Origin of the sequence: Actinosynnema sp. NPDC023794 (genome assembly GCF_040639675.1) — a bacterium.
In the GTDB taxonomy this organism is placed as follows: domain Bacteria; phylum Actinomycetota; class Actinomycetes; order Mycobacteriales; family Pseudonocardiaceae; genus Actinosynnema; species Actinosynnema luteola.
In genome coordinates this window covers 239,892-258,662 of the sequence record NZ_JBFAFR010000009.1, presented here as the reverse complement: position 1 = coordinate 258,662, position 18,771 = coordinate 239,892, and the positions used below count along the sequence as shown (strand labels likewise).

Sequence of the window (18,771 nt, the reverse complement as noted above, 5' to 3'; positions counted from 1 at the left end):
CGTTGTGTCCATGTACCCCACGGTCGCCGAAGCGCTGGCCCTGCCCGTGGTCCGGCGCGGCGAGCCCGCCGTGGTCGCGGGCGCGGCCGGGATGGGCCGCCGGGTGCGGTGGGTGCACGTCGCCGAGGTGGCCGACATCGCGCACCTGCTGCGCGGCGGCGAGCTGGTGCTCACCACCGGCATCGCGTTGCCCGACGACCCGGACGGGCTGCGCCGCTACGTCGCCGACCTCGCGTCGGTCGGCGCGTCCGGGCTGGTCGTCGAGCTGGTGCGGCGGTGGAGCGACGAGGTGCCGGGCGCGTTGGTCGCCGCCGCCGAGCAGCACGAGCTGCCGCTGGTCACGTTGGCGCGGGAGACCCGGTTCGTGTCGGTGACCGAGGCCGTGGTGTCGCTGATCGTGGACGCGCAGCTGACCGAGCTGCGGGCGGCCGAGCAGGTGCACGAGGCGTTCACCGCGCTGACCGTGGCCGGCGCCGAGCCCGCCGAGGTGCTGCGGGAGGTGGCCCGGACGGCCGGGCTGCCGGTGGTGCTGGAGACGTTGGGGCACGAGGTGCTGGCCTACGACGCGGCCGGTCAGGACCCGACCGCGCTGCTGGCCGACTGGGGCCAGCGGTCACGTGCGGTGGCCGTGTCCGAGCGGACCGCGTACCACGAGCAGGCCGGGTGGCTGGTGACCGTGGTCGGCGCGCGTGGCGCGGACTGGGGCCGACTGGTGCTGCTGACGCCCGAGCAGCCGCCGCACCGGCACGTCGTGGTGGCCGAACGCGCCGCGTCGGCGTTGGCCGTGCACCGGCTGGTGGCGCGGGACCGGGAGTCGTTGGAGCGGCAGACGCACCGGACGCTGCTCACCCAGCTCCTCGGGCAGCCGCCGGCCGACCTGCCGGCGCGGGCGGCGGCGCTCGGCGTGCCGCTGGAGCGGCGGCAGCTCGTCGGGGTCGCGATCCGGCCGGGCACGGCGAGCGTGCCCGCGCAGGCGTTGGCGTCGCAGGAGGTGCTGCGGGACCTGGCCGAGGCGACGGCGTTGGCGGCTCGGCGGGTGACCGTGCCCGCGCTGGTCGGCGTCGTGGACGACACGAGCGTGCGGGCGTTGCTGTCGTTGCCGCCGCAGGCGGGGTTGGACGGGGTGCTGCGGCGGTTGGCCCGGGAGGTGCACCGGCGGGCGGCGGCGACGCAGCACGCGTTGCCCGTGGTGGTGGCCGTCGGCACGACCGTGACCGCGGTGCCGGACGTGCGGCGGTCGTTGGGCGAGGCGGCGCACGTGGCGGGTGCGGCGCTGCGGTCGCCGGGGACCAGGCTCTACCACCGGCTGGACGACGTGCGGCTGCGCGGGTTGCTGCACCTGCTGCGCGAGGACGAGCGGGTGGTCGCGTTCGCGGACCGTGAGCTGGGGACGCTGCTGTCGCGCGACGCCAACCAGGGCACCCGGCTGGTGGAGCTGCTGCGGTGCTTCTGCGAGCACGGCGGCAACAAGTCCGCCGCAGCAGCCGCCGCGCACCTCTCGCGCACTGCGTACTACCAGCAGTTGAGCCGGATCGAGCAGGTGCTCGGGGTGTCCCTGGAGGACCCGGAGTCCGTGCTCTCGCTGTACGTGGCGCTGTTGGTGCAGGAGGTGGGCGAGCGGGATCCTCAGCTACCCCGCCCGCCCACCTCCGCGGCCTAGCCCAGCGGCACCGGCAGCTTGGCGAGCTCGCCGGCCAGGTCGGGCGTTTGGGCCGGGCCCGAGATCGGCGGCTTCACCGGCAGCTCAGGCAGTTCGGGCAGGGCGCGGTCCTGCGGCGTGAGGACGTCGCCCACGAACGGCAGCTCGGGCGCGACGGGCGCCTTCAACGCGGCCGGTGCGGCCACTTTGGGCGCCGTGACGTCCGACGTGCCGCCGGGCAGCGGCGCGGGCAGCTTCACGGCCTGGCCGCTGAGCAGGTCGGTGACGGGCCTGGTCGCGTCGAGACCGACCTCGGGGGCGTTGCCGATCTTGCCGATCGTGCCGTCGACGATCTCGGTGGGTCCCTCCGCCGCGGAGGCGGCGGACGCGAGGAGCGGGGAGGCACCAACGGCGAGCAGGGCGGCGGCACGCAGGAGTCCGCGCGTGCGGTATCCGGACACGATTTTCCTAACCTGGTTGGGGACCTGCAAGTTGACCCCTTCCGCATCGACCGGAAGCACCCCCGCCCTTGACTCCTCGATCAGGTGACTGACGCTCCGTGTCCACACTCACCCGATCGAGGCGCACTGGCTGCGTGGACGAGTTACTCAACGGGGTGGTCGGACCGGTGCACGGTCCGGTCGTGCAACGCGGCGGCGTGCACGTCCACCCCGCACCACCCGCCTGGTTCACCGCCGAGCACGGCAACCTGCCGGCGGCGGTGGACCTCGCCGTCCGCGAGGCTTCACCGGTCACCCGTGGCGGCTGCCGCGGGCCTCGTCGTCGTACTTCGGGCGCAGCGGCAGGTGGCGCGACTGGGAAGCCACCCAGCTCGACGCGTTGGCGGCGGCCCGCGCGTCGGGCGACCGTGGGATCGAGGCGCTGACGCTGTGCGTGCTCGGCCGGGTGTACACGCTCAGCGGGCGGTACCAGGAGGCGGTCGAGGTCCTGGACCGGGCGTTGACGATTCCTGCCGGGGACACCAGGCGGGCGCACGCGCACGAGGCGATCAGCCTGGCGCACGAGCGCCGCGGCGCGATCGAGGACGCGCACGCCCGCGTCCAGCTCGGTCGCGCTCGTTCGGCGTGGGCGAGCTCGACGAAGCGCGCGACCGCTCCCACCAGGTGATCGACATGATGGCCGGCTCCGGCGACCGGATCAGCCACTCGGACGCCACCGAGGGGTTGGGCGCGTCCACCACCGCCTCGGCGACTCGCTCATGGCGCTCGGACGGCACGGCGGCGCCCGTCGCGCCTGGTTCGAGTCGTGGGAGCTGTTCACCCGGATCGGCCGCCCGGAGGCGGGTTCGGTGCGCGGGCGTTGGTGAGCCCCGCGGGTCCGGGGTCGGGGTACCGGAACCGCGGGGCCGCCCGCCCCCGATGGCGGATCGTGGGCCGCGCGGGACCGTGTCGGGGAGACGTTGACGGCGACACGGTCCCGCGGCGGCTTCTCCCCCCGGGCTAGGGGTTCGTGACCCCGAGCGTGTAGCTGCCCGAGCCGCTGTACGCGTGCACGCGGTAGCGGTAGTAGCCGGGTGTGCCGTGGTAGTCGACCGTCTCGCCGGCGGCGGGGCTGTCGCCCTTGGCGACCACCGCCCACGAGCTGCCGTTCCACTTCTGCAGGTAGAGGTCGAAGTCGGCGCCGCTCGGGCCGGCCAGGCAGCCGACGTGCGCGCCCGACGCCGTGGACTGGTAGTAGCTGTTGTTCGGCTGGTAGGCCTGACCGCCCGCGGCCAGGGAGCCGTTGTAGGTGGTCTCCGAGTTCTGGCAGCCCGTCGGCGGGTCGGGGTCGCCGCCGCCGTTGGTGACCAGCGTCAGGCCGTAGACCTGGAGGATCTCGTTGACCGGCTGGAAGTAGGTGGTGCCGCCGGTGCGGCAGTTGCCCGAACCGCCGGACGTGACGCCCTGCGCCTGCGTGCCGGCCAGCAGCGAGCCGCCCGAGTCGCCCGGCTCCGCGCACACGGTGGTCTGGATCAGGCCGGTCACCGTGCCCTGCGGGTAGGTCACCGAGGAGTTGCGGGCCTGGATGGTGCCGCAGTGCCAGCCCGTGGTCGACCCGGAACGGCACACGGTCGAGCCGACCGGCGCGTCCTGCGAGCCCGCCACCGGCACCGTGCCGCCGGAGTAGTTGTTGACCAGGCCGCGCGGGGTGTTGCCCGCCGCGACCTGCACCCACGCGTAGTCGTTGCCGGGGAAGCTCGACCCGCGGAACGTGCCGCTCGGGTTGGACGTCGACGCGCCGGTGGAGCCGCAGTGCCCGGCGGTGACGAACCCGCCGTTGACGGAGAAGCCGACCGAGCAGCGGGTGCCGCTGCCGATGGTGTAGGCGTTGCCGCCGATCACGTCGATCAGCGGGCGCGGGGCTTCGGTGGTGGCGGCGTACCGGACGGCCGACGCGCTGACGCCGGACGACGCGACGAACGCGCGTGCGGCGGCGAGGCCGCCGGGGTGCGACTTGACCACGACGGTGTTGGTGGGCAGGTCGACGTACCAGCCGGGCACGGACTTCGGCACACGCGCCGCGTTCGCGTCCAGCGCGGACTTCACCGCGTCCAGGTCGGCCTCGCTGCGCTGGACGAGCTTCGTCCGCACGCCGCCCTGGTCCGCGTCGGACGCGCGGGTCACGCCGACGGTGAGCGTGCCGGACGAATCGATCCACGCCCCGCCGAACCGGCCGTCCAACCGCTTGCGCAGGCCGCGCGCGGTGTCGGCGGAGCGCTCGTCGGCGGCCAGCCGGGCACGCGCCTGGTCGGCGTCCAGGCCGAGGTCTCGCTGGATGGCGGACAGGACCTCGGCGTCCTGGCCGGCCGGCGCGGCCTGCGCGGCGGCGGGGGTCAGGATCCCCGCCGCGACGAGCGCCGCGGCGAGCGCGATCGGTCTCAACAGTGCTGACATGGGGAATTCTCCTCGAAGGAGGGCAGGGATTCCCCGTGAAAGTAGGTCCGCCGGTCCGCTCGCGGTAATACCACTTAGGTCATAAGACGCAGTGATGGCCGAACGGGGCGAAAACCGCCGGCGCCCGTCGGGACACTTGGAGCATGGGGGCGTTGGACGCGATGGCGGCAAGGGTCGCCGAGGGTGCGACGGTGCGGTTCCGGCCGACCGGGTCGTCCATGGCGCCGCTGGTGCGCAGCCGCGACCTGGTGGTGGTCGCGCCGGTCGACCCGGCGAAGCTGGAGGTCGGCGACATCGTGCTGGTCCGGGTCTCGGGCACGACCTACCTGCACCTGGTCACCGCGCTGCAGGGCGACCGGGTGCAGATCGGCAACAACCGCGGCCGGGTCAACGGCTGGACCGGCCGGCACCGGGTGTTCGGGCTGTGCGTCGAGGTCGAGGGCGTGCGGCGGCCGAACACCGAGGGCAAGCTGCGAGGTCAGACCAACGCCCGGGGCGGCACCGCGCCGTAGTCCGGGTGCCCCGGCAACCAACCCGCGTAGCGCGGGTTGCGCTCGGCGGTCTCCCGGTAGGCCTCGGCGGCGTAGCGGAGCACCTGCGGGCCGAACGCGGCGGCCGGTCCTTCCGGGTCCCAGCCGATCAGGTGCCGCCAGCGCAGCGGCGCGCCCGCCAACGGCATCGCGACCAGGCCGGGCGTGCGGCGGAACGTGGGCTGGCACAGCGCGACGGCGTCGCCGGACGAGGCCAGGTCGATGCAGCTGTTGATGTCGACCTCGTACATGGTGCGCGGGGTGAAGCCGGCCCGGCTGCACGCGGCCACGAAGCAGTCGCCGAAGCACCCGTCGCCCGGCGTCACGGCCCACTGCACGTCCTTCAGCGCGCCCAGCTCCACCTCCTCCACCACGGTGAACGGGTGGTCCTCGGGCATCAGCACGAACACCGGGTCGACCGCGATCACGTGCCAGGTCAGCCCGTGCTCCGACGGCGGCGGCGCGTCGCCGCACACGCCGACCAGCACGTAGTCCAGCCTGCCCGCGGCGACCATGGCGGACAGCTCCCGTCCGGACCACGACACCTGCGTGGAGACGTGGGCGCCGGGGTGCGCCTCGGTGAGCCGGGGCACCAGCCCGCCGAGCATCGGGCCGTTCACCGCGCCGACCCGGTACCGGTCGCCGGGCGTGGTGTCGTCCAGCAGGCGCGTCGCGTCCTCCTGCAACCGGGAGAACGCGGGCAGCAGCACGCGCGCCCGTTCCAGCACGAGTTCGCCGAGCACGGTCGGCCGGGCGCCCTTGTGGTCGCGCTCGAACAGCTTGCCGCCGAGCAGACCTTCGATCCGGTGCAGTTGGGCCGTGAGGGCGGGTTGCGCCAGGCCTAAGAGGGAGGACGCCTTCGACAGGCTGCCCGCGTCCGCGATCGCGCAGACGACCCGCAGGTGCCGCAGTTCGAGCTTCATCCGACGGACGTTAGGACACCGCTCACCCGCCAGTCGAGGGCCGGCCGGGACCACGCGCACCGGCCCGGACCAGCGGCTTGAGTGGCAATGGACAGAGTGTGCCCTGATCATGGGAAGCGTGGACACTTTGCCACTGCCCACGCGCGCGGGCCGACCGGAGGATGCCGGGATGGAAATCGCGCCGAACCGCCCGCACGAAGGGTGTTTCACGAGCGTAACAGGGAAGTGACCGATGGCCCTTGACTCCGCAACCCAGGTCACAGCCGATCCCGACGGCCGCGTCGAGCTGCGTGATCATTCCGCGATCGCGGACAGCCCGCACTACAACTCCGACCTGGCGCCGGTGCCGCTGGAGCGGCGCACCTGGTCCACGTACAACTTCTTCGCGCTGTGGATGGGCATGGCGCACAACATCCCCAGCTACACGCTGGCCGCGTCCCTGGTGGCGTTGGGGATGGACTGGGTGCAGGCGTTCCTGACCATCACCCTGGGCAACCTGATCGTGCTGGTCCCGATGCTGCTCAACAGCCACGCGGGCACGAAGTACGGCATCCCGTTCCCGGTGTTCGCCCGCGCGTTCTACGGCATCCGCGGCGCGAACCTGGTGGCGTTGCTGCGCGCGTTCATCGCGTGCGCGTGGTTCGGCATCCAGACGTGGGTCGGCGGCAAGGCGCTGCACGTGATCGTGGGCCGGTTGGCGGGCGACGGGTGGGTGCACGCGCCGGTCGTGCTGGGCCAGGTGTGGACGCTGTGGCTGTGCTTCCTGGCGTTCTGGGTGCTGCAGATGCTGATCATCTGGCGCGGCATGGAGGCGATCCGCCGGTTCGAGAACTGGACCGCGCCGCTGGTCAGCGTGGGTTTCCTGGTCCTGCTCGGCTACGTGGCGGTGAAGGCGGGCGGGTTCGGCCCGATCCTGTCGGAGCCGTCCAAGCTGGGCTGGGGCGTCGACTTCTGGAAGGTGTTCTTCCCGTCGCTGATGGGCATGATCGCGTTCTGGTCGACGCTGTCGCTGAACATGCCGGACTTCACCCGGTTCGGCGGCAGCCAGCGCAAGCAGGTGCTCGGCCAGGTCCTGGGCCTGCCGACCACGATGTCGTTCATCGCGATCGTGGCCATCCTGACCACGTCGGGCGCGATGGCCCTGTACGGCGAGGCGATCTGGGACCCGGCGGAGCTGGCGAGCCGGCTCGACAGCACGGCGGTGGTGCTGGTGGCCTTGGTGGCGCTGGTGCTGGCGACGGTCTCGGCGAACCTCGCGGCGAACGTGGTGAGCCCGTCCTACGACTTCTCCAACGCGTTCCCGAAGAAGATCACGTTCGCGGTGGGCGGCCTGATCACCGGCGTGATCGGCATCGTGATCCAGCCGTGGCGGCTGATCTCCGACCCGAACATCTACATCTTCACCTGGCTCGGCTTCTACGGCGGCCTGCTCGCGTCGGTGGCGGGCGTGTTCGTGGCCGGCTACTGGGTGCTGGCGAAGACGCGGCTGGAGCTGCCGGACCTGTACCTGGCCGGTCGGGGCGCGTACTGGTTCACGGCGGGCTGGAACTGGCGGGCGGTGGCGGCCACGGTGATCGGCTCGGTGCTGGCGGTCGGCGGCGCGCACGGCGGGCCGTTCCCGGTCGACGGCCTGATCCCGTTCCTCAAACCGCTCTACGACTACAACTGGGTCGTCGGCCTGGTCGGCGGCATGCTCGCCTACCTGGCGCTGGCGCCACGGAGGGAGAACGCGTGAGCAACGTCATCCGAGCAGGTCTGGTGCAGCAGAAGTGGACCGGCGACAAGGAGTCGATGATCGCGAACGCGGTCGAGGCGGTCCGCTCCGCCGCGTCGCAGGGCGCGCAGGTGGTGTGCCTGCAGGAGTTGTTCTACGGGCCGTACTTCTGCCAGGTGCAGGACGCGGACTACTACTCCTACACCGAGGGCATCCCCGACGGCCCGACCACCGACCTGATGTGCGAGCTGGCGGGGCAGCTGGGCGTGGTGCTCGTCGTGCCGATGTACGAGGAGGAGCAGCCGGGGATCTACTACAACACCGCCGCGGTGATCGACGCGGACGGCACGTACCTCGGCAAGCACCGCAAGAACCACATCCCGCAGGTCAAGGGGTTCTGGGAGAAGTTCTACTTCAAGCCGGGCAACCTCGGCTACCCGGTGTTCGACACCGCGGTGGGCAAGGTCGGCGTCTACATCTGCTACGAGCGGCACTTCCCCGAAGGCTGGCGGGCGCTCGGGCTGAACGGCGCGCAGATCGTGTTCAACCCCTCGGCGACCAGCCGCGGCCTGTCCGAGTACCTGTGGCGGCTGGAGCAGACCGCGGCGGCCGTGGCCAACGAGTACTACGTGGGCACGATCAACCGGGTGGGCGTGGAGCCGTTGGGCGACAACGAGTTCTACGGCCAGTCGTACTTCGCCGACCCGCGCGGGCAGCTCGTGGGCGAGGCGGCCTCCGACACCGACGAGGAGGTCGTGGTCCGCGACCTGGACATGGACCTGCTGGCCGAGGTCCGCAACCTGTGGGCGTTCTACCGCGACCGGCGTCCCGACACCTACGAAGGGCTGGTGCGGCCGTGAGCATCCTCATCAAGGGCGGCACGGTGGTGAACGCCACCGGCGCGTTCGAGGCCGACGTGCTGGTGGACGGCGAGAAGATCGCCGCGCTGCTCGCGCCCGGCTTCCCCGCGCAGGCGGACGAGACGATCGACGCCGCGGGCAAGTACGTGATCCCCGGCGGCATCGACGGGCACACCCACATGGAGATGCCGTTCGGCGGCACGTTCTCCGCCGACACGTTCGAGACCGGCACGATCGCGGCGGCGTGGGGCGGCACCACCACGATCATCGACTTCGCCGTGCAGCCCAAGGGCTCCTCGCTGCTGTCCACGCTGGACAAGTGGCACGGCAAGGCGGACGGCCGGTGCGCGGTCGACTACGGGTTCCACATGATCGTCTCCGATGTCACCGACACGTCGTTGAAGGAGATGGAGTCCTGCATCGACGCGGGCGTGAACACGTTCAAGATGTTCATGGCCTACCCCGGCGTCTTCTACGCCACCGACGGCGAGATCCTGCGCGCCATGCAGAAGGCCCGCGAGACCGGCGCGACGATCATGATGCACGCGGAGAACGGCATCGCGATCGACCAGCTGGTCGCGCAAGCGCTCGCGCAGGGCCGCACGGACCCCGTCGAGCACGGTCTGACCCGGCCAGCCGAGCTGGAGGGCGAGGCCACCTCGCGCGCCATCACGCTCGCCAAGGTCACCGGCTCGCCGCTCTACATCGTGCACCTGTCCGCCGCGCAGGCGCTGGACGCGGTGACGAAGGCGCGCGACACCGGGCAGAACGTGTTCGCCGAGACGTGCCCGCAGTACCTGTACCTGTCGCTGGAGGACCTGGCCAAGCCGGACTTCGAGGGCTCGAAGTACGTCGCCTCTCCCCCGCTGCGACCCAAGGAGCACCAGTCGGAGCTGTGGCGCGGCCTGCGCACCAACGACCTGTCGGTGGTGTCGACCGACCACTGCCCGTTCTGCTTCAAGGACCAGAAGGAGCTCGGGCGCGGCGACTTCTCGAAGATCCCCAACGGGATGCCGGGTGTCGAGCACCGGATGGACCTGCTGCACCAGGGCGTGGTGGCGGGCGAGATCAGCCTGGCGCGGTGGGTGGAGATCTGCTCCACCACGCCGGCCCGGATGTTCGGCCTGCACCCGCGCAAGGGTGTCATCGCGCCCGGCGCGGACGCCGACGTCGTGGTGTACGACCCGTCGGCGCGGCAGGTCATCTCGGCGGCCACGCACCACATGAACGTGGACTACTCGGCGTACGAGGGCATGGAGATCACCGGCAAGGTCGACACGGTGCTCTCCCGCGGCCGGGTGGTCGTGGACGCAGGCGGTTTCCACGGCGCGGCCGGGCACGGGAAGTTCCTGTCCCGCGAGCTGAACCAGTACCTGGTGTAGGGGGGCACGTGGACTTCGGGGTAGTGCTCCAGACCGACCCGCCCGCGCGGGACGTGGTGGCCGGCCTGAAGGCCGCCGAGGACAACGGCTTCCAGTACGGCTGGACGTTCGACTCGGTCGTGCTATGGCAGGAGCCGTTCGTCATCTACTCGCAGGTGCTGGCGGCGACGAAGGAGCTGGTCGTCGGCCCGATGGTGACCAACCCGAGCACGCGGGACTGGTCGGTGACGGCGTCGCTGTTCGCGACGTTGAACGACATGTTCGGCAACCGCACGGTGTGCGGCATCGGGCGCGGCGACTCGGCGCGCCGGGTGATCGGGCAGCAGCCCGCGTCGCTGGCCACGCTGGGCCGGGCCATGACCGTGATCAAGGACCTGGCCGAGGGCCGGGAGACCGAGTACCACGGCACGCCGGTGCGCATCCCGTGGGTGCGCGACGGCAAGCTGGAGATGTGGATGGCCGCGTACGGACCCCGCGCGTTGAGGATGGTCGGCGAGCAGGCCGACGGGTTCATCCTGCAGACCGCGGACGTGGACATCGCGCGGTGGACGATCGGGACGGTGCGTGAAGCGGCCGTGGCCGCGGGCCGCGACCCGTCGGCGATCACGATGTGCGTGGCCGCGCCCGCGTACGTCGGCACGGACCTGCCGCACCAGCGCGACCAGCTGCGCTGGTTCGGCGGGATGGTCGGCAACCACGTGGCCGACCTGGTCGCGCGGTACGGCGATTCGGGCGCGGTGCCCACCGCGTTGACCGACTACATCAAGGACCGCGAGGGTTACGACTACGCCCACCACGGCAAGGCGGGCAACCGGTCGACCGACTTCGTGCCGGACTCGATCGTGGACCGGTTCTGCCTGCTCGGTCCGGTGTCGGCGCACGTGGACCGGTTGCAGGAGCTGAGGGAGATCGGCGTGGACAACTTCGCGCTGTACCTGATGCACGACGACAAGGACAAGACGCTCGCGTCCTACGGCGACGGGGTGATCGGCCGGGTGTGACGTGCGGGTGGCGCGGCCGGACCGGGGACGGTGCGGCCCGCCACCCCGATCAGGTGTCGCAGAGCCGGGAACTGTCGGACCGCGTTGCTAGCGTCGCCGCATGATCCTTCCGACCGCTGCCGAAGAGGCCCGTTTCTGGGCGATGCTGGAGAACGCGTGGGCCGCGCTGGGGCCCGGGCCGAACGAGGTGCGGCGCGCGTTGGCCAAGCGCGACGTGTCCGTCGACGCCTTCGAGGAAGCCGCCGAGCTGGAGGAGCACCTCGACCAGGTGCTGGAGGCGTTGACCGGCGCGTGCGCCGGGCTGTCCGCCGAGGAGTTGATCGCGCTGGACCGGGTGGCCGAGCGCAAGCTGCACGACATCGACCGGGCCGACGTGCACGAGGTCACCGATGGCTCGGACGACGGCTTCCTGTACGCGCGCGGCTTCATCGTCGCCATGGGGCAGGAGTTCTACGAGGCCGTGGCCCGCGACCCCCGGGTGGCGATCGGCGACGCCGAGGGTGAGGCGTTCTGCTACTTCTTCGCGCACGCGCACGCGGACCGGTTCGGGGACTACCCCGGGACGGGGTCGGGGATCACCCGGGAATCGTGCTCGAACCCGGCGGGGTGGCCCCGGTAACCGGTACCGTGGAAGCCGTGATCGACTTCGAGAAGCAGTCCGTCTTCAAGCTGGCGCCGTGCCGGCCGGAGGACATCGCGTCGCAGGTGTCGCCGATCCTGATCCAGGGCGAGCAGATCGTGTCGAGCTTCAAGACGGTGCGGGACTTCGTGGTGTTCACCAACAAGCGCGTGATCGCGGTGAACGTCCAGGGCATGACCGGCCGCAAGAAGGACTTCACGTCGCTGCCCTACAGCCGGGTGCAGGCGTTCTCCATCGAGACGGCGGGCACGTTCGACATGGACGCCGAGCTCGACCTGTGGTTCAGCGGCCTGGGTCAGGTGCGGCTGGAGTTCAAGGGCCACGCCGACGTGCGGTTGCTCGGGCAGATGATCGCGACGTTCATCCTCTAGGCGCGCCGGGCCGGGGCCGTCGGCCGCAGGCCGCCGGGCAAGCACAGCCGTCGGCCTGCCGGGCGAACGCCGCGAACCGGTCGTGCTCACAGCCGGCGACGGCGGGCGCCCCGGTGGCCGGGGTCGGCACCGACACGGTCGACCGGTGGGCGTCCGTCAGCGGGATGGAGGCGGGTTCCCACCCGGCAGCCCTGTCCGGCGGTCGGTCCTGGCCCGGCACGCTCTGCCGGCAGGAGCCCTCCGGGTGCGTGGACGCGGTCGACCCGGTGCTGCACCGTGCCGCCGACGGGACGAACGCGACCCCTCGTCCACGGCTTGCGCGGTCACCGCCTCGGCGAGCGGATCAGCCTGTGCGGCAACGGGTTGAGCCCGAGCGGGGCCAGCGCGCACACCAGAACCACGACCGGCCAACGCCTGTGTCCCCCATCCCTCGGCCGGATCACCTCTGCCGACGGGCACGGGGAAGCGATCCGCGTGACGGCCGATCACACCTCGTACATCAACGAGTTCCACCGCTCGACGAAGACCTCGCGGGGTATCGGCTTGACCGGGTCGTCGTGCGGATCGATCGGCTCGTCCGTGAGGCCGCCGTACGCGTCCTCCATCCGCCGCCACGAGTAGCGGTGCATCCCCCCCGCCGACGGTAACTCGATCTGCCGGATCGCGATCAGCTCGCCCTCGTGCTCCACGGTCTCGTAGAGCGCACGCGCGCCTTCGTCCACCCAGCCCTCGACGTCCACGAACTCGAAGTACGCGCGGGGCCGGTCCGACTCCTCCAGGGCGCGGTAGAAGGCGACGACGTCGTCCATCCGGCTCGAGATCCCGATCATCGGACCGAACGGGTCGTGCCGTCCCACCCGACCAGCGCGTCGGGCAGCACCTCGGCCAGCTGCGCCGGGTACACCGTGGCGTCGGTGGACGCCAGTTCCTCCACCGACCACCACCGGTGCCGGCGAATGGTCCGCTGTTCGATCTCGTTGAACCGCGAGGTGTCCACGTCGACCGCCTCCACCTTTCCGACGAAGAACCACTCGACCGCCGCGTAGTTCAAGCCGTCGAAGGCGAACACGGCGTGCCGCTTCCACACCGGACCGACCAGCTCGTCACCGGAGACCTCGATGCCGGTCTCCTCGAACAGCTCCCGCACCGCTGCGGTCCGGACGTCCTCCCCCGGCTCGACCCCACCGCCCACGGTGAACCAGAACAGCTCGTCCGGCCGGTTCGGGTCGAAGCCCTCGAACAACAACACCCGGTCCTCGGCGTCCAGCAGCACGACCCGCGCCGACACGCGCTGGGTCAACGTGGACGCCTCGGCGTCGCCGCCGGGTTCGGCGATCTCGAAGTACGACGGCGTCGGCGCGGTGCCCGCGAGCCGCAACCACCGCACGGACCGACGCCGGCGCAACGCCAACGTGTCGCGCACGGCGTCATTGTGCACCCGCCGGGCCAGCACCACCCGCTGTTCCGCATCGGACAGCTCGGCCGCCAACGCGGGCTCCAGGACCGACCGGTCGAGCGCGTCCAGCAACGCCGAGAGCCGGTTCTCCGCCGCCTCCCGGTCCGGCCGCGCCGACTGCTCGGCCCGGTCCGCCGCCGCGCGCAGCCCGGGCGTGCCGCACACCGCCGCCACCGCTCGCGTCACCACCGCGCGCCGCGCCAGGGCCGCGTCCAGCGCCGCCCAGGCCGCGTCCGTGCGCACGTGCAGCCGGTCGAGCCGGTTGGCCGTGCCGAGGGTCCACGGCCCGACCAGCACGGCCAACGCCAGCAACACCAGGAACGTCGTCGCGACGCCGGAACTGGTCACGCCTCACCCACCCGACGCGGGTCCGCCGCCATGGCGCTCTCGTACACCCGCACCACCTGGTTCGCGACCACCGACCAGTCGAACATCATCACCCGCTGCCGCGCGGCGTCCACGTAGTCCGCCCGCCGTCCGGGGTCGGTCAGCAGCTCCCGCAACGCCCGGGCCAGCGCGGACGGGTCGCCGACCGGGGTCAGCACGCCCGCCTTGCCGTCGTCGAGCACGCGCCGGAACGCGTCGAGGTCGCTGGCCAGCACGGCCGCGCCCGCCGACATCGCCTCGGTGAGGATGACCCCGAAGCTCTCGCCGCCGGTGTTGGGCGCGCAGTAGACGTCCACGCTGCGCAGCGCGCGCGCTTTCGTCTCGTCGTCCACCATGCCGAGGAACACCATCCGCGACGCCAGCTCCGGCCCCGCCTGCTTGCGCAGCTCGTCGGCGTCGCCGCGACCCACCACCAGCAGCCGCACGTCCGGCGCGTCGAGCTCGCGGAACGCCTCCAGCAGCACCGGCATGCCCTTGCGCGGTTCGGTGAACCGGCCGACGAACCCGACCGTGCCTCCGGGCCGCGGGTAGCCGTCCAGGGGCGACGCGTCGGCGAAGAACCCGACGTCGACCCCGTTGGGGATCTCCACCGCGTCACCGCCGAGGTGCTCCACCTGCACGCGGCGGGCCAGCGCGGACACCGCGATCCGGGCGGTGATCTTCTCCAGGAACGGCTGCAGCACCGCCTGGAACGCCGACAGCATCTTCGAGCGGGGCGTCGAGGTGTGGAAGGTGGCCACGATCGGGCCGTCGGCCACCATCAGGGCCAGCATCGACAGCGACGGCGCGGTCGGCTCGTGCAGGTGCAGCACGTCGAAGTCGTGCTCGGCGATCCACCGGCGCACGCGCGTGAACGACACCGGTCCGAACGACAGTCGCGCCACTGAACCGTTGTACGGGATCGCGACCGCCCGACCGGCCGAGGTGACGAATTCCGGCACCGGCGTGTCGTCGTCGGCGGGGGCCAGCACCTCCACCTCGTGCCCGAGGCCGCGCAGCGCGCGCGCCAGGTCGACCACGTGCGCCTGCACTCCTCCTGGCACCTCGAAGGAGTACGGGCAGACTATGCCGACCTTCACGCGGATTCCCCCCGGCGGGCCAGGACCCGGCGCAGCGCCTTCTGCCGGCTCTCCGGCAGGTCGGCCAGCCACAGCTGCTGCATCATGTGCCAGTCGGTGGGGTGCGCGGCGATGTCGGCGGCGAACACGTCGGCCATCTGCTGGGTCGCCGCGGGCACGCCCGCCGTGCCGGAGACCCGGATCGGCGGGTGCAGCCGGATGACCCAACCGTCCTCGGTGAACCAGAGGCCGGCCGGGATCAGCGCCGCGCCGGTGGTCGCGGCCAGGTGCGCGGGACCGGCGGGCATCATGGTGCGCTCGCCGAAGAACGTCACGGGCACGCCGCCCGCGGTGAGGTCGCGGTCGGCGAGCAGGCAGACGACCTGGTTCGCGCGCAGCCGTTCGGCGAGCACGAGCGCCGGGTTGCGGTCGCCGCCGGTCAGCGGCACGACCTCGAAGCCCAGGCTCTCCCGGAACGCGATGAACCGCCGGTACAGCGACTCGGGCTTGAGCCGCTCGGCGACGGTGGTGAACGTGCCGCAGTGCCCGACCAGCCAGACGCCCGCCATGTCCCAGTTGCCGCAGTGCGGCAGCGCGATGACCGCGCCCCGGCCCTCGGCCAGCGCCGCGTCCAGGTTCTCGACGCCGCTCATCGTCCGGTCCAGCTCGGCGTAGAGCTCCTGCTGGTCCAGCGACGGCATCCGGAACGCCTCGCGCCAGTACCGCGCGTAGGAGCGCACCGCGAGCCGCACCAGCTCGTCCAGCTCGGCCTCGCCCGCCCGCGGCACGACCCGGCGCAGGTTGGACCGCAGCTGCCGCACGCCACCGCCGCCGCGCTTGGCGGCCCGGTCGGCGACCGCGTCGGACAGTGCCCGCGCCGCCTTCTCCGGCAGCAGCCGCACCAGGCGCCACCCGGCCGCGTAGCCCAGGTCGACCAGGGCGCCCTTGATGTCGCGAGCGGTCACGTCCCGAGCTCCTTCGCGGCGCGGCTCACGGCCAGGATGCGCTGCACCACGGTGATCGACACCAGCGCGGCCAGCAGGTACAGGGCCACCGGCAGGACGTAGGGCACGCCGAGCCCGTGCAGGCCGACGCCGACCAGCGCCACGATGAACCGCTCGGCGCGTTCGGCCAGCCCGCCGTCCGCGGAGAGCCCGGACGCCTCGGCGCGCGCCTTCACGTACGACGTGACCTGCGCGCCGACCAGCGAGACCAGGGTCGCCGCGGCCAGGCCGTGCTCGCCCGCGCCGAACGCCCACCAGGCGATGGCGGCGAACAGCGCGCCGTCGGCGATCCGGTCGCAGCTCGCGTCCAGCACGGCGCCGAACTTCGTGCCGCCGCCCTGCGCGCGCGCCATCGCGCCGTCGATCAGGTCGAACAGCACGAACACGGTGACCAGCGCCGCGCCCGTGAACAGCTGCCCGCGCGGGATGAACCACAGCGAGACGGCGACGGAGCCGACGGTGCCCAGCACCGTGACGGCGTTCGGGGTGAGGCCGCGACGCAGCAGCCACGCACCGATCGGATCGGTGACGCGCGAAACGGACGCGCGGGCGAAGATGTTCAGCATGGGGTGGCGGGGCACCTACCGACGGGGACGAAGTGGTCAGCGCAGCCTAACCACCCAGCTCAGCCGAGCTTGCGGTGGTCCCTGGAGATCTGCTCCAACAGGTCCTCGAGCGCGTCGCCGCGCACCGCCAGCCGTTCGAGCCTGCCGAACAGGGCCAGGTACTCGCGCACGTCGTGCGGGTCGGTGATGGTCGCGTTGCCGGTCAGCACGCTCAACGTCACCACCCGCTCGTCGTACACCTGGAACCCGTGCAGGGCCACCATGTTCGCGTCCGCCGTCCACGGCACCACGCCGAGCTGCACATTGGGTCTTCGGACGATCTGCACGAGGTGGTCGATCTGATCGCACATCAGGTCCGCCGACCCCATCCGCCAGCGCAGCGCGCTCTCCGCGAGCAGGAACACGAACCGCTTGCCCAGGTCGTCCATCCGGGCACGACGGCTGCGCAGCGTGGCGATCGCGGTGTCCTGCTCGTGCGCCGGTGTCGAGTTCAACACGACCCGGAGGTAGTTCTCGCTCTGCAGCAGCGCGGGCACACCCGCGTTCTGGAAGAAGCGGCTGGTGGTGGCACGGGCCTCGATCCGGGCCACGGTCTGCTGGTGGCGGTGCGCGCCCCGGTGCAGCACCACGCGGCGGGTCTCCGCCTCGGCGTGCAACTGACGGGCCAACTCCACCAGCTCGACCCTGGTCTCCCTGGTCGCGGACAGCTCGGCGACCAGGCGCTCCACGTCGGTCACGGACGGGAGGAGCATGCCGTTCTCGATCTTCGACAGCTTGGACTGGCTCATCCCGGTAGCGCGCGCCGTGGCCGTTCCGGTCATCTTGGCCTCGGTGCGCAGCCTTCGTAACTCGCGCGAGAGCCGTTCTCGGGCCAGCCGCGAACGCTCAGGTGCGGTCATGCAACGCACCGTATCGACGCTCACCCCTCTTGACGATCGGCCAGGAAGGTGTCTGAGGTTGCGCCGGCCGTCGCCCGGGGTGATCTGGGACACGTCGACGGCCGTTTCGACGAGCGCACGTGCATCCAGCCGTGCAGGTGCGCTTGCAGCAGGTCGGGCCCGCGGGTGGTGGTCGGGGCGGCCGGCGGGCCGCCGCGACGAGGGGTCAGAACGAGACGCGGAGCAGGACCAGGTCGTTCTGCACCAATCTGATCTCGACGCCGGTGATGTCGGACCGGGCCAACCGGGTCGTCGCGGTCGGCCGGGTGGTCGAGCCGGGACCGGCCGTCCAGGTCGCGACCAGCACCGGGGTGCCGTCGGCCGCGACCACGTGCAGGGAGTAGGCGAACTCGGGCGTCGGCGGCCCGTCCGGCACGGCGTAGGAGCACAGCACGTCGATCCGGGTGCCCCACGGCTCGTCCACCAGCCGCACGCTGGCCGTCACGGGGCTCGGCACGGTCTGGTGCAGCACGACGCCGGACGTGGGCGTCGGCGCGGTGGTCGAGGTGGCCGGGACGGTGGTCGCGGCCACGGGAGCGGCCGGTCGCAGGGCCGTCGCGACCGCCGCCCCCGTCAACGCCGCCACGACCAGCGCGGCGGCCACCAGGACCCGGGCACGCCAGCGTCGCGACCGCTCCGCCGCCAGCAGGCCGGTGAGCACCGCGGGCGGCGGCTCGTCGGTGGCCGCGTCGGGCTCCAGCAGGTCGAGCGCCCGGTCACGGGGCACCACCGAGAGGATGCCGGGCACGCCCGCGAAGGACGCGACGTCGCCCGAGCACTCCGGGCACCCGGGCAGGTGCCCCTCGAACTCCCGCCGTTCGCCGGGCGACAGCGAACCGAGGACGTACGCGGCACCCCAGTCCCGGTACGGATCGACTGGCGAGCTCAACGTCCGGTGACCCCCTTCTCCTCCAGCGCCACCCTCAGCGCCCGCAGACCGTAGTGCAGCCGGGACTTCACGGTGCCCTCCGGCAGGTCCAGCGCGACGGCCAGCTCGGCGACCGACTGGCCCATGTAGTACGCACGCACGATCACCGCGCGGTGCTCCGGCGTCAACTGGGTGAGCACGTCGGCCACCAACCAGGCGTCCAGCGCGGAGTCGCTGTGGTCGTCGCGCGCCCGTTCGGGCAGCCGCTCCGACCCGATCTCCCAGCGCGCGCGGGCGCTGCGGCGCTCGTCGATCACCACGTTGCGCGCCACCGTGTAGAGCCACGCCCGAGCCGCCGTCGCGCCCTGTTCGAGCACCTTGGGGTTGCGCCACGCCCGCAGCAGCGCTTCCTGCACCACGTCGCGGGACAGCTCGTCGTCCCCGGTCAGCCGGCGCACGTACCGCCACAGGGCGGGCGCGTGCTCGTCGTGGAGGGAGCGCAGCAGGGCGATGTGACTGTCGTTGATCGCGCACCTCCTC

Annotated in this window: 20 protein-coding genes; 9 read left to right on the top strand and 11 right to left on the bottom strand. The window is 72.2% G+C overall.

Going from position 1 to position 18,771, the window contains the following annotated elements; all coding sequences use genetic code 11:
• Positions 1-10: 10 nt before the first annotated feature.
• A complete protein-coding gene (locus AB0H12_RS21490) occupies positions 11-1,660 on the top strand; it encodes a PucR family transcriptional regulator (RefSeq protein ID WP_499624628.1) in 1,650 nt (549 codons plus the stop codon).
• Here AB0H12_RS21490 and AB0H12_RS21485 read toward each other — a convergent pair.
• Positions 1,657-2,100, bottom strand: a complete 444-nt coding sequence (locus AB0H12_RS21485; RefSeq protein WP_499624627.1) for a hypothetical protein — start codon at positions 2,098-2,100, stop codon at positions 1,657-1,659. The two genes, AB0H12_RS21490 and AB0H12_RS21485, sit on opposite strands and share 4 nt — an antisense overlap.
• Positions 2,101-2,188: 88 nt before the next feature.
• Here AB0H12_RS21485 and AB0H12_RS21480 point away from each other — a divergent pair, with 88 nt between their 5' ends.
• Complete coding sequence (locus AB0H12_RS21480) at positions 2,189-2,767, top strand: tetratricopeptide repeat protein (RefSeq protein WP_499624649.1); 579 nt, start codon at positions 2,189-2,191, stop codon at positions 2,765-2,767.
• 332 nt (positions 2,768-3,099) lie between these two features.
• On the opposite strand, the gene AB0H12_RS21475 is transcribed toward AB0H12_RS21480, so the two are convergent.
• On the bottom strand, positions 3,100-4,533 hold the full coding sequence (locus AB0H12_RS21475; RefSeq protein ID WP_499624626.1) for a S1 family peptidase: 1,434 nt from the start codon (positions 4,531-4,533) through the stop codon (positions 3,100-3,102).
• Positions 4,534-4,676: 143 nt separating this feature from the next.
• Between AB0H12_RS21475 and AB0H12_RS21470 the strand changes: the two genes are divergently transcribed.
• Positions 4,677-5,045, top strand: a complete 369-nt coding sequence (locus tag AB0H12_RS21470) for a S26 family signal peptidase (RefSeq protein WP_499624625.1) — start codon at positions 4,677-4,679, stop codon at positions 5,043-5,045.
• On the opposite strand, the gene AB0H12_RS21465 is transcribed toward AB0H12_RS21470, so the two are convergent.
• Positions 5,012-5,986, bottom strand: a complete 975-nt coding sequence (locus tag AB0H12_RS21465; protein WP_499624624.1) for a LysR family transcriptional regulator — start codon at positions 5,984-5,986, stop codon at positions 5,012-5,014. The two genes, AB0H12_RS21470 and AB0H12_RS21465, sit on opposite strands and share 34 nt — an antisense overlap.
• Positions 5,987-6,218: 232 nt before the next feature.
• Here AB0H12_RS21465 and AB0H12_RS21460 point away from each other — a divergent pair, with 232 nt between their 5' ends.
• The 6 genes from AB0H12_RS21460 (at position 6,219) to AB0H12_RS21435 (ending at position 11,954) form a co-directional block, all read left to right on the top strand.
• Entirely contained in the window at positions 6,219-7,721 is a 1,503-nt protein-coding gene (locus AB0H12_RS21460) for an NCS1 family nucleobase:cation symporter-1 (RefSeq protein ID WP_499624623.1), read from the top strand.
• Positions 7,718-8,560, top strand: a complete 843-nt coding sequence (locus AB0H12_RS21455) for a nitrilase-related carbon-nitrogen hydrolase (protein WP_499624622.1) — start codon at positions 7,718-7,720, stop codon at positions 8,558-8,560. Before AB0H12_RS21460 ends, AB0H12_RS21455 begins: the two co-directional genes overlap by 4 nt.
• Positions 8,557-9,942 (top strand): dihydropyrimidinase, encoded by a 1,386-nt coding sequence (gene hydA, locus AB0H12_RS21450; RefSeq protein ID WP_499624621.1) that lies wholly within the window; start codon positions 8,557-8,559, stop codon positions 9,940-9,942. The genes AB0H12_RS21455 and hydA overlap by 4 nt, the downstream gene beginning before the upstream one ends.
• Positions 9,943-9,950: 8 nt before the next feature.
• Positions 9,951-10,943 carry a TIGR03842 family LLM class F420-dependent oxidoreductase gene (locus tag AB0H12_RS21445; RefSeq protein ID WP_499624620.1) on the top strand — a complete coding sequence of 331 codons (993 nt, stop codon included), beginning with the start codon at positions 9,951-9,953 and terminating at the stop codon, positions 10,941-10,943.
• Positions 10,944-11,043: 100 nt separating this feature from the next.
• The gene (locus tag AB0H12_RS21440) at positions 11,044-11,562 is read left to right on the top strand and encodes a DUF4240 domain-containing protein (RefSeq protein WP_499624619.1); all 519 of its coding nucleotides are present in this window, start codon (positions 11,044-11,046) and stop codon (positions 11,560-11,562) included.
• 17 nt (positions 11,563-11,579) lie between these two features.
• Entirely contained in the window at positions 11,580-11,954 is a 375-nt protein-coding gene (locus tag AB0H12_RS21435; RefSeq protein ID WP_053714859.1) for a PH domain-containing protein, read from the top strand.
• 485 nt (positions 11,955-12,439) lie between these two features.
• On the opposite strand, the gene AB0H12_RS21430 is transcribed toward AB0H12_RS21435, so the two are convergent.
• The 8 genes from AB0H12_RS21430 to AB0H12_RS21395 form a co-directional block, all read right to left on the bottom strand.
• Positions 12,440-12,784, bottom strand: a complete 345-nt coding sequence (locus AB0H12_RS21430; protein ID WP_498778795.1) for a hypothetical protein — start codon at positions 12,782-12,784, stop codon at positions 12,440-12,442.
• Positions 12,781-13,758 (bottom strand): NUDIX hydrolase, encoded by a 978-nt coding sequence (locus AB0H12_RS21425; RefSeq protein WP_499624618.1) that lies wholly within the window; start codon positions 13,756-13,758, stop codon positions 12,781-12,783. Before AB0H12_RS21425 ends, AB0H12_RS21430 begins: the two co-directional genes overlap by 4 nt.
• Positions 13,755-14,876 (bottom strand): glycosyltransferase family 4 protein, encoded by a 1,122-nt coding sequence (locus AB0H12_RS21420; RefSeq protein WP_499624617.1) that lies wholly within the window; start codon positions 14,874-14,876, stop codon positions 13,755-13,757. The genes AB0H12_RS21425 and AB0H12_RS21420 overlap by 4 nt, the downstream gene beginning before the upstream one ends.
• Positions 14,873-15,805 carry a phosphatidylinositol mannoside acyltransferase gene (locus AB0H12_RS21415; RefSeq protein WP_499624648.1) on the bottom strand — a complete coding sequence of 311 codons (933 nt, stop codon included), beginning with the start codon at positions 15,803-15,805 and terminating at the stop codon, positions 14,873-14,875. The genes AB0H12_RS21420 and AB0H12_RS21415 overlap by 4 nt, the downstream gene beginning before the upstream one ends.
• Positions 15,806-15,816: 11 nt before the next feature.
• Positions 15,817-16,425 (bottom strand): phosphatidylinositol phosphate synthase, encoded by a 609-nt coding sequence (gene pgsA / locus AB0H12_RS21410; protein ID WP_230565608.1) that lies wholly within the window; start codon positions 16,423-16,425, stop codon positions 15,817-15,819.
• Positions 16,426-16,484: 59 nt separating this feature from the next.
• Positions 16,485-17,324 carry a helix-turn-helix domain-containing protein gene (locus tag AB0H12_RS21405; RefSeq protein WP_499624616.1) on the bottom strand — a complete coding sequence of 280 codons (840 nt, stop codon included), beginning with the start codon at positions 17,322-17,324 and terminating at the stop codon, positions 16,485-16,487.
• Between the two features lie 205 nt (positions 17,325-17,529).
• Positions 17,530-18,252 (bottom strand): anti-sigma factor family protein, encoded by a 723-nt coding sequence (locus AB0H12_RS21400; protein ID WP_499624615.1) that lies wholly within the window; start codon positions 18,250-18,252, stop codon positions 17,530-17,532.
• Positions 18,249-18,758 carry a sigma-70 family RNA polymerase sigma factor gene (locus tag AB0H12_RS21395; RefSeq protein WP_499624647.1) on the bottom strand — a complete coding sequence of 170 codons (510 nt, stop codon included), beginning with the start codon at positions 18,756-18,758 and terminating at the stop codon, positions 18,249-18,251. Before AB0H12_RS21395 ends, AB0H12_RS21400 begins: the two co-directional genes overlap by 4 nt.
• Between the last annotated feature and the right edge of the window lie 13 nt (positions 18,759-18,771).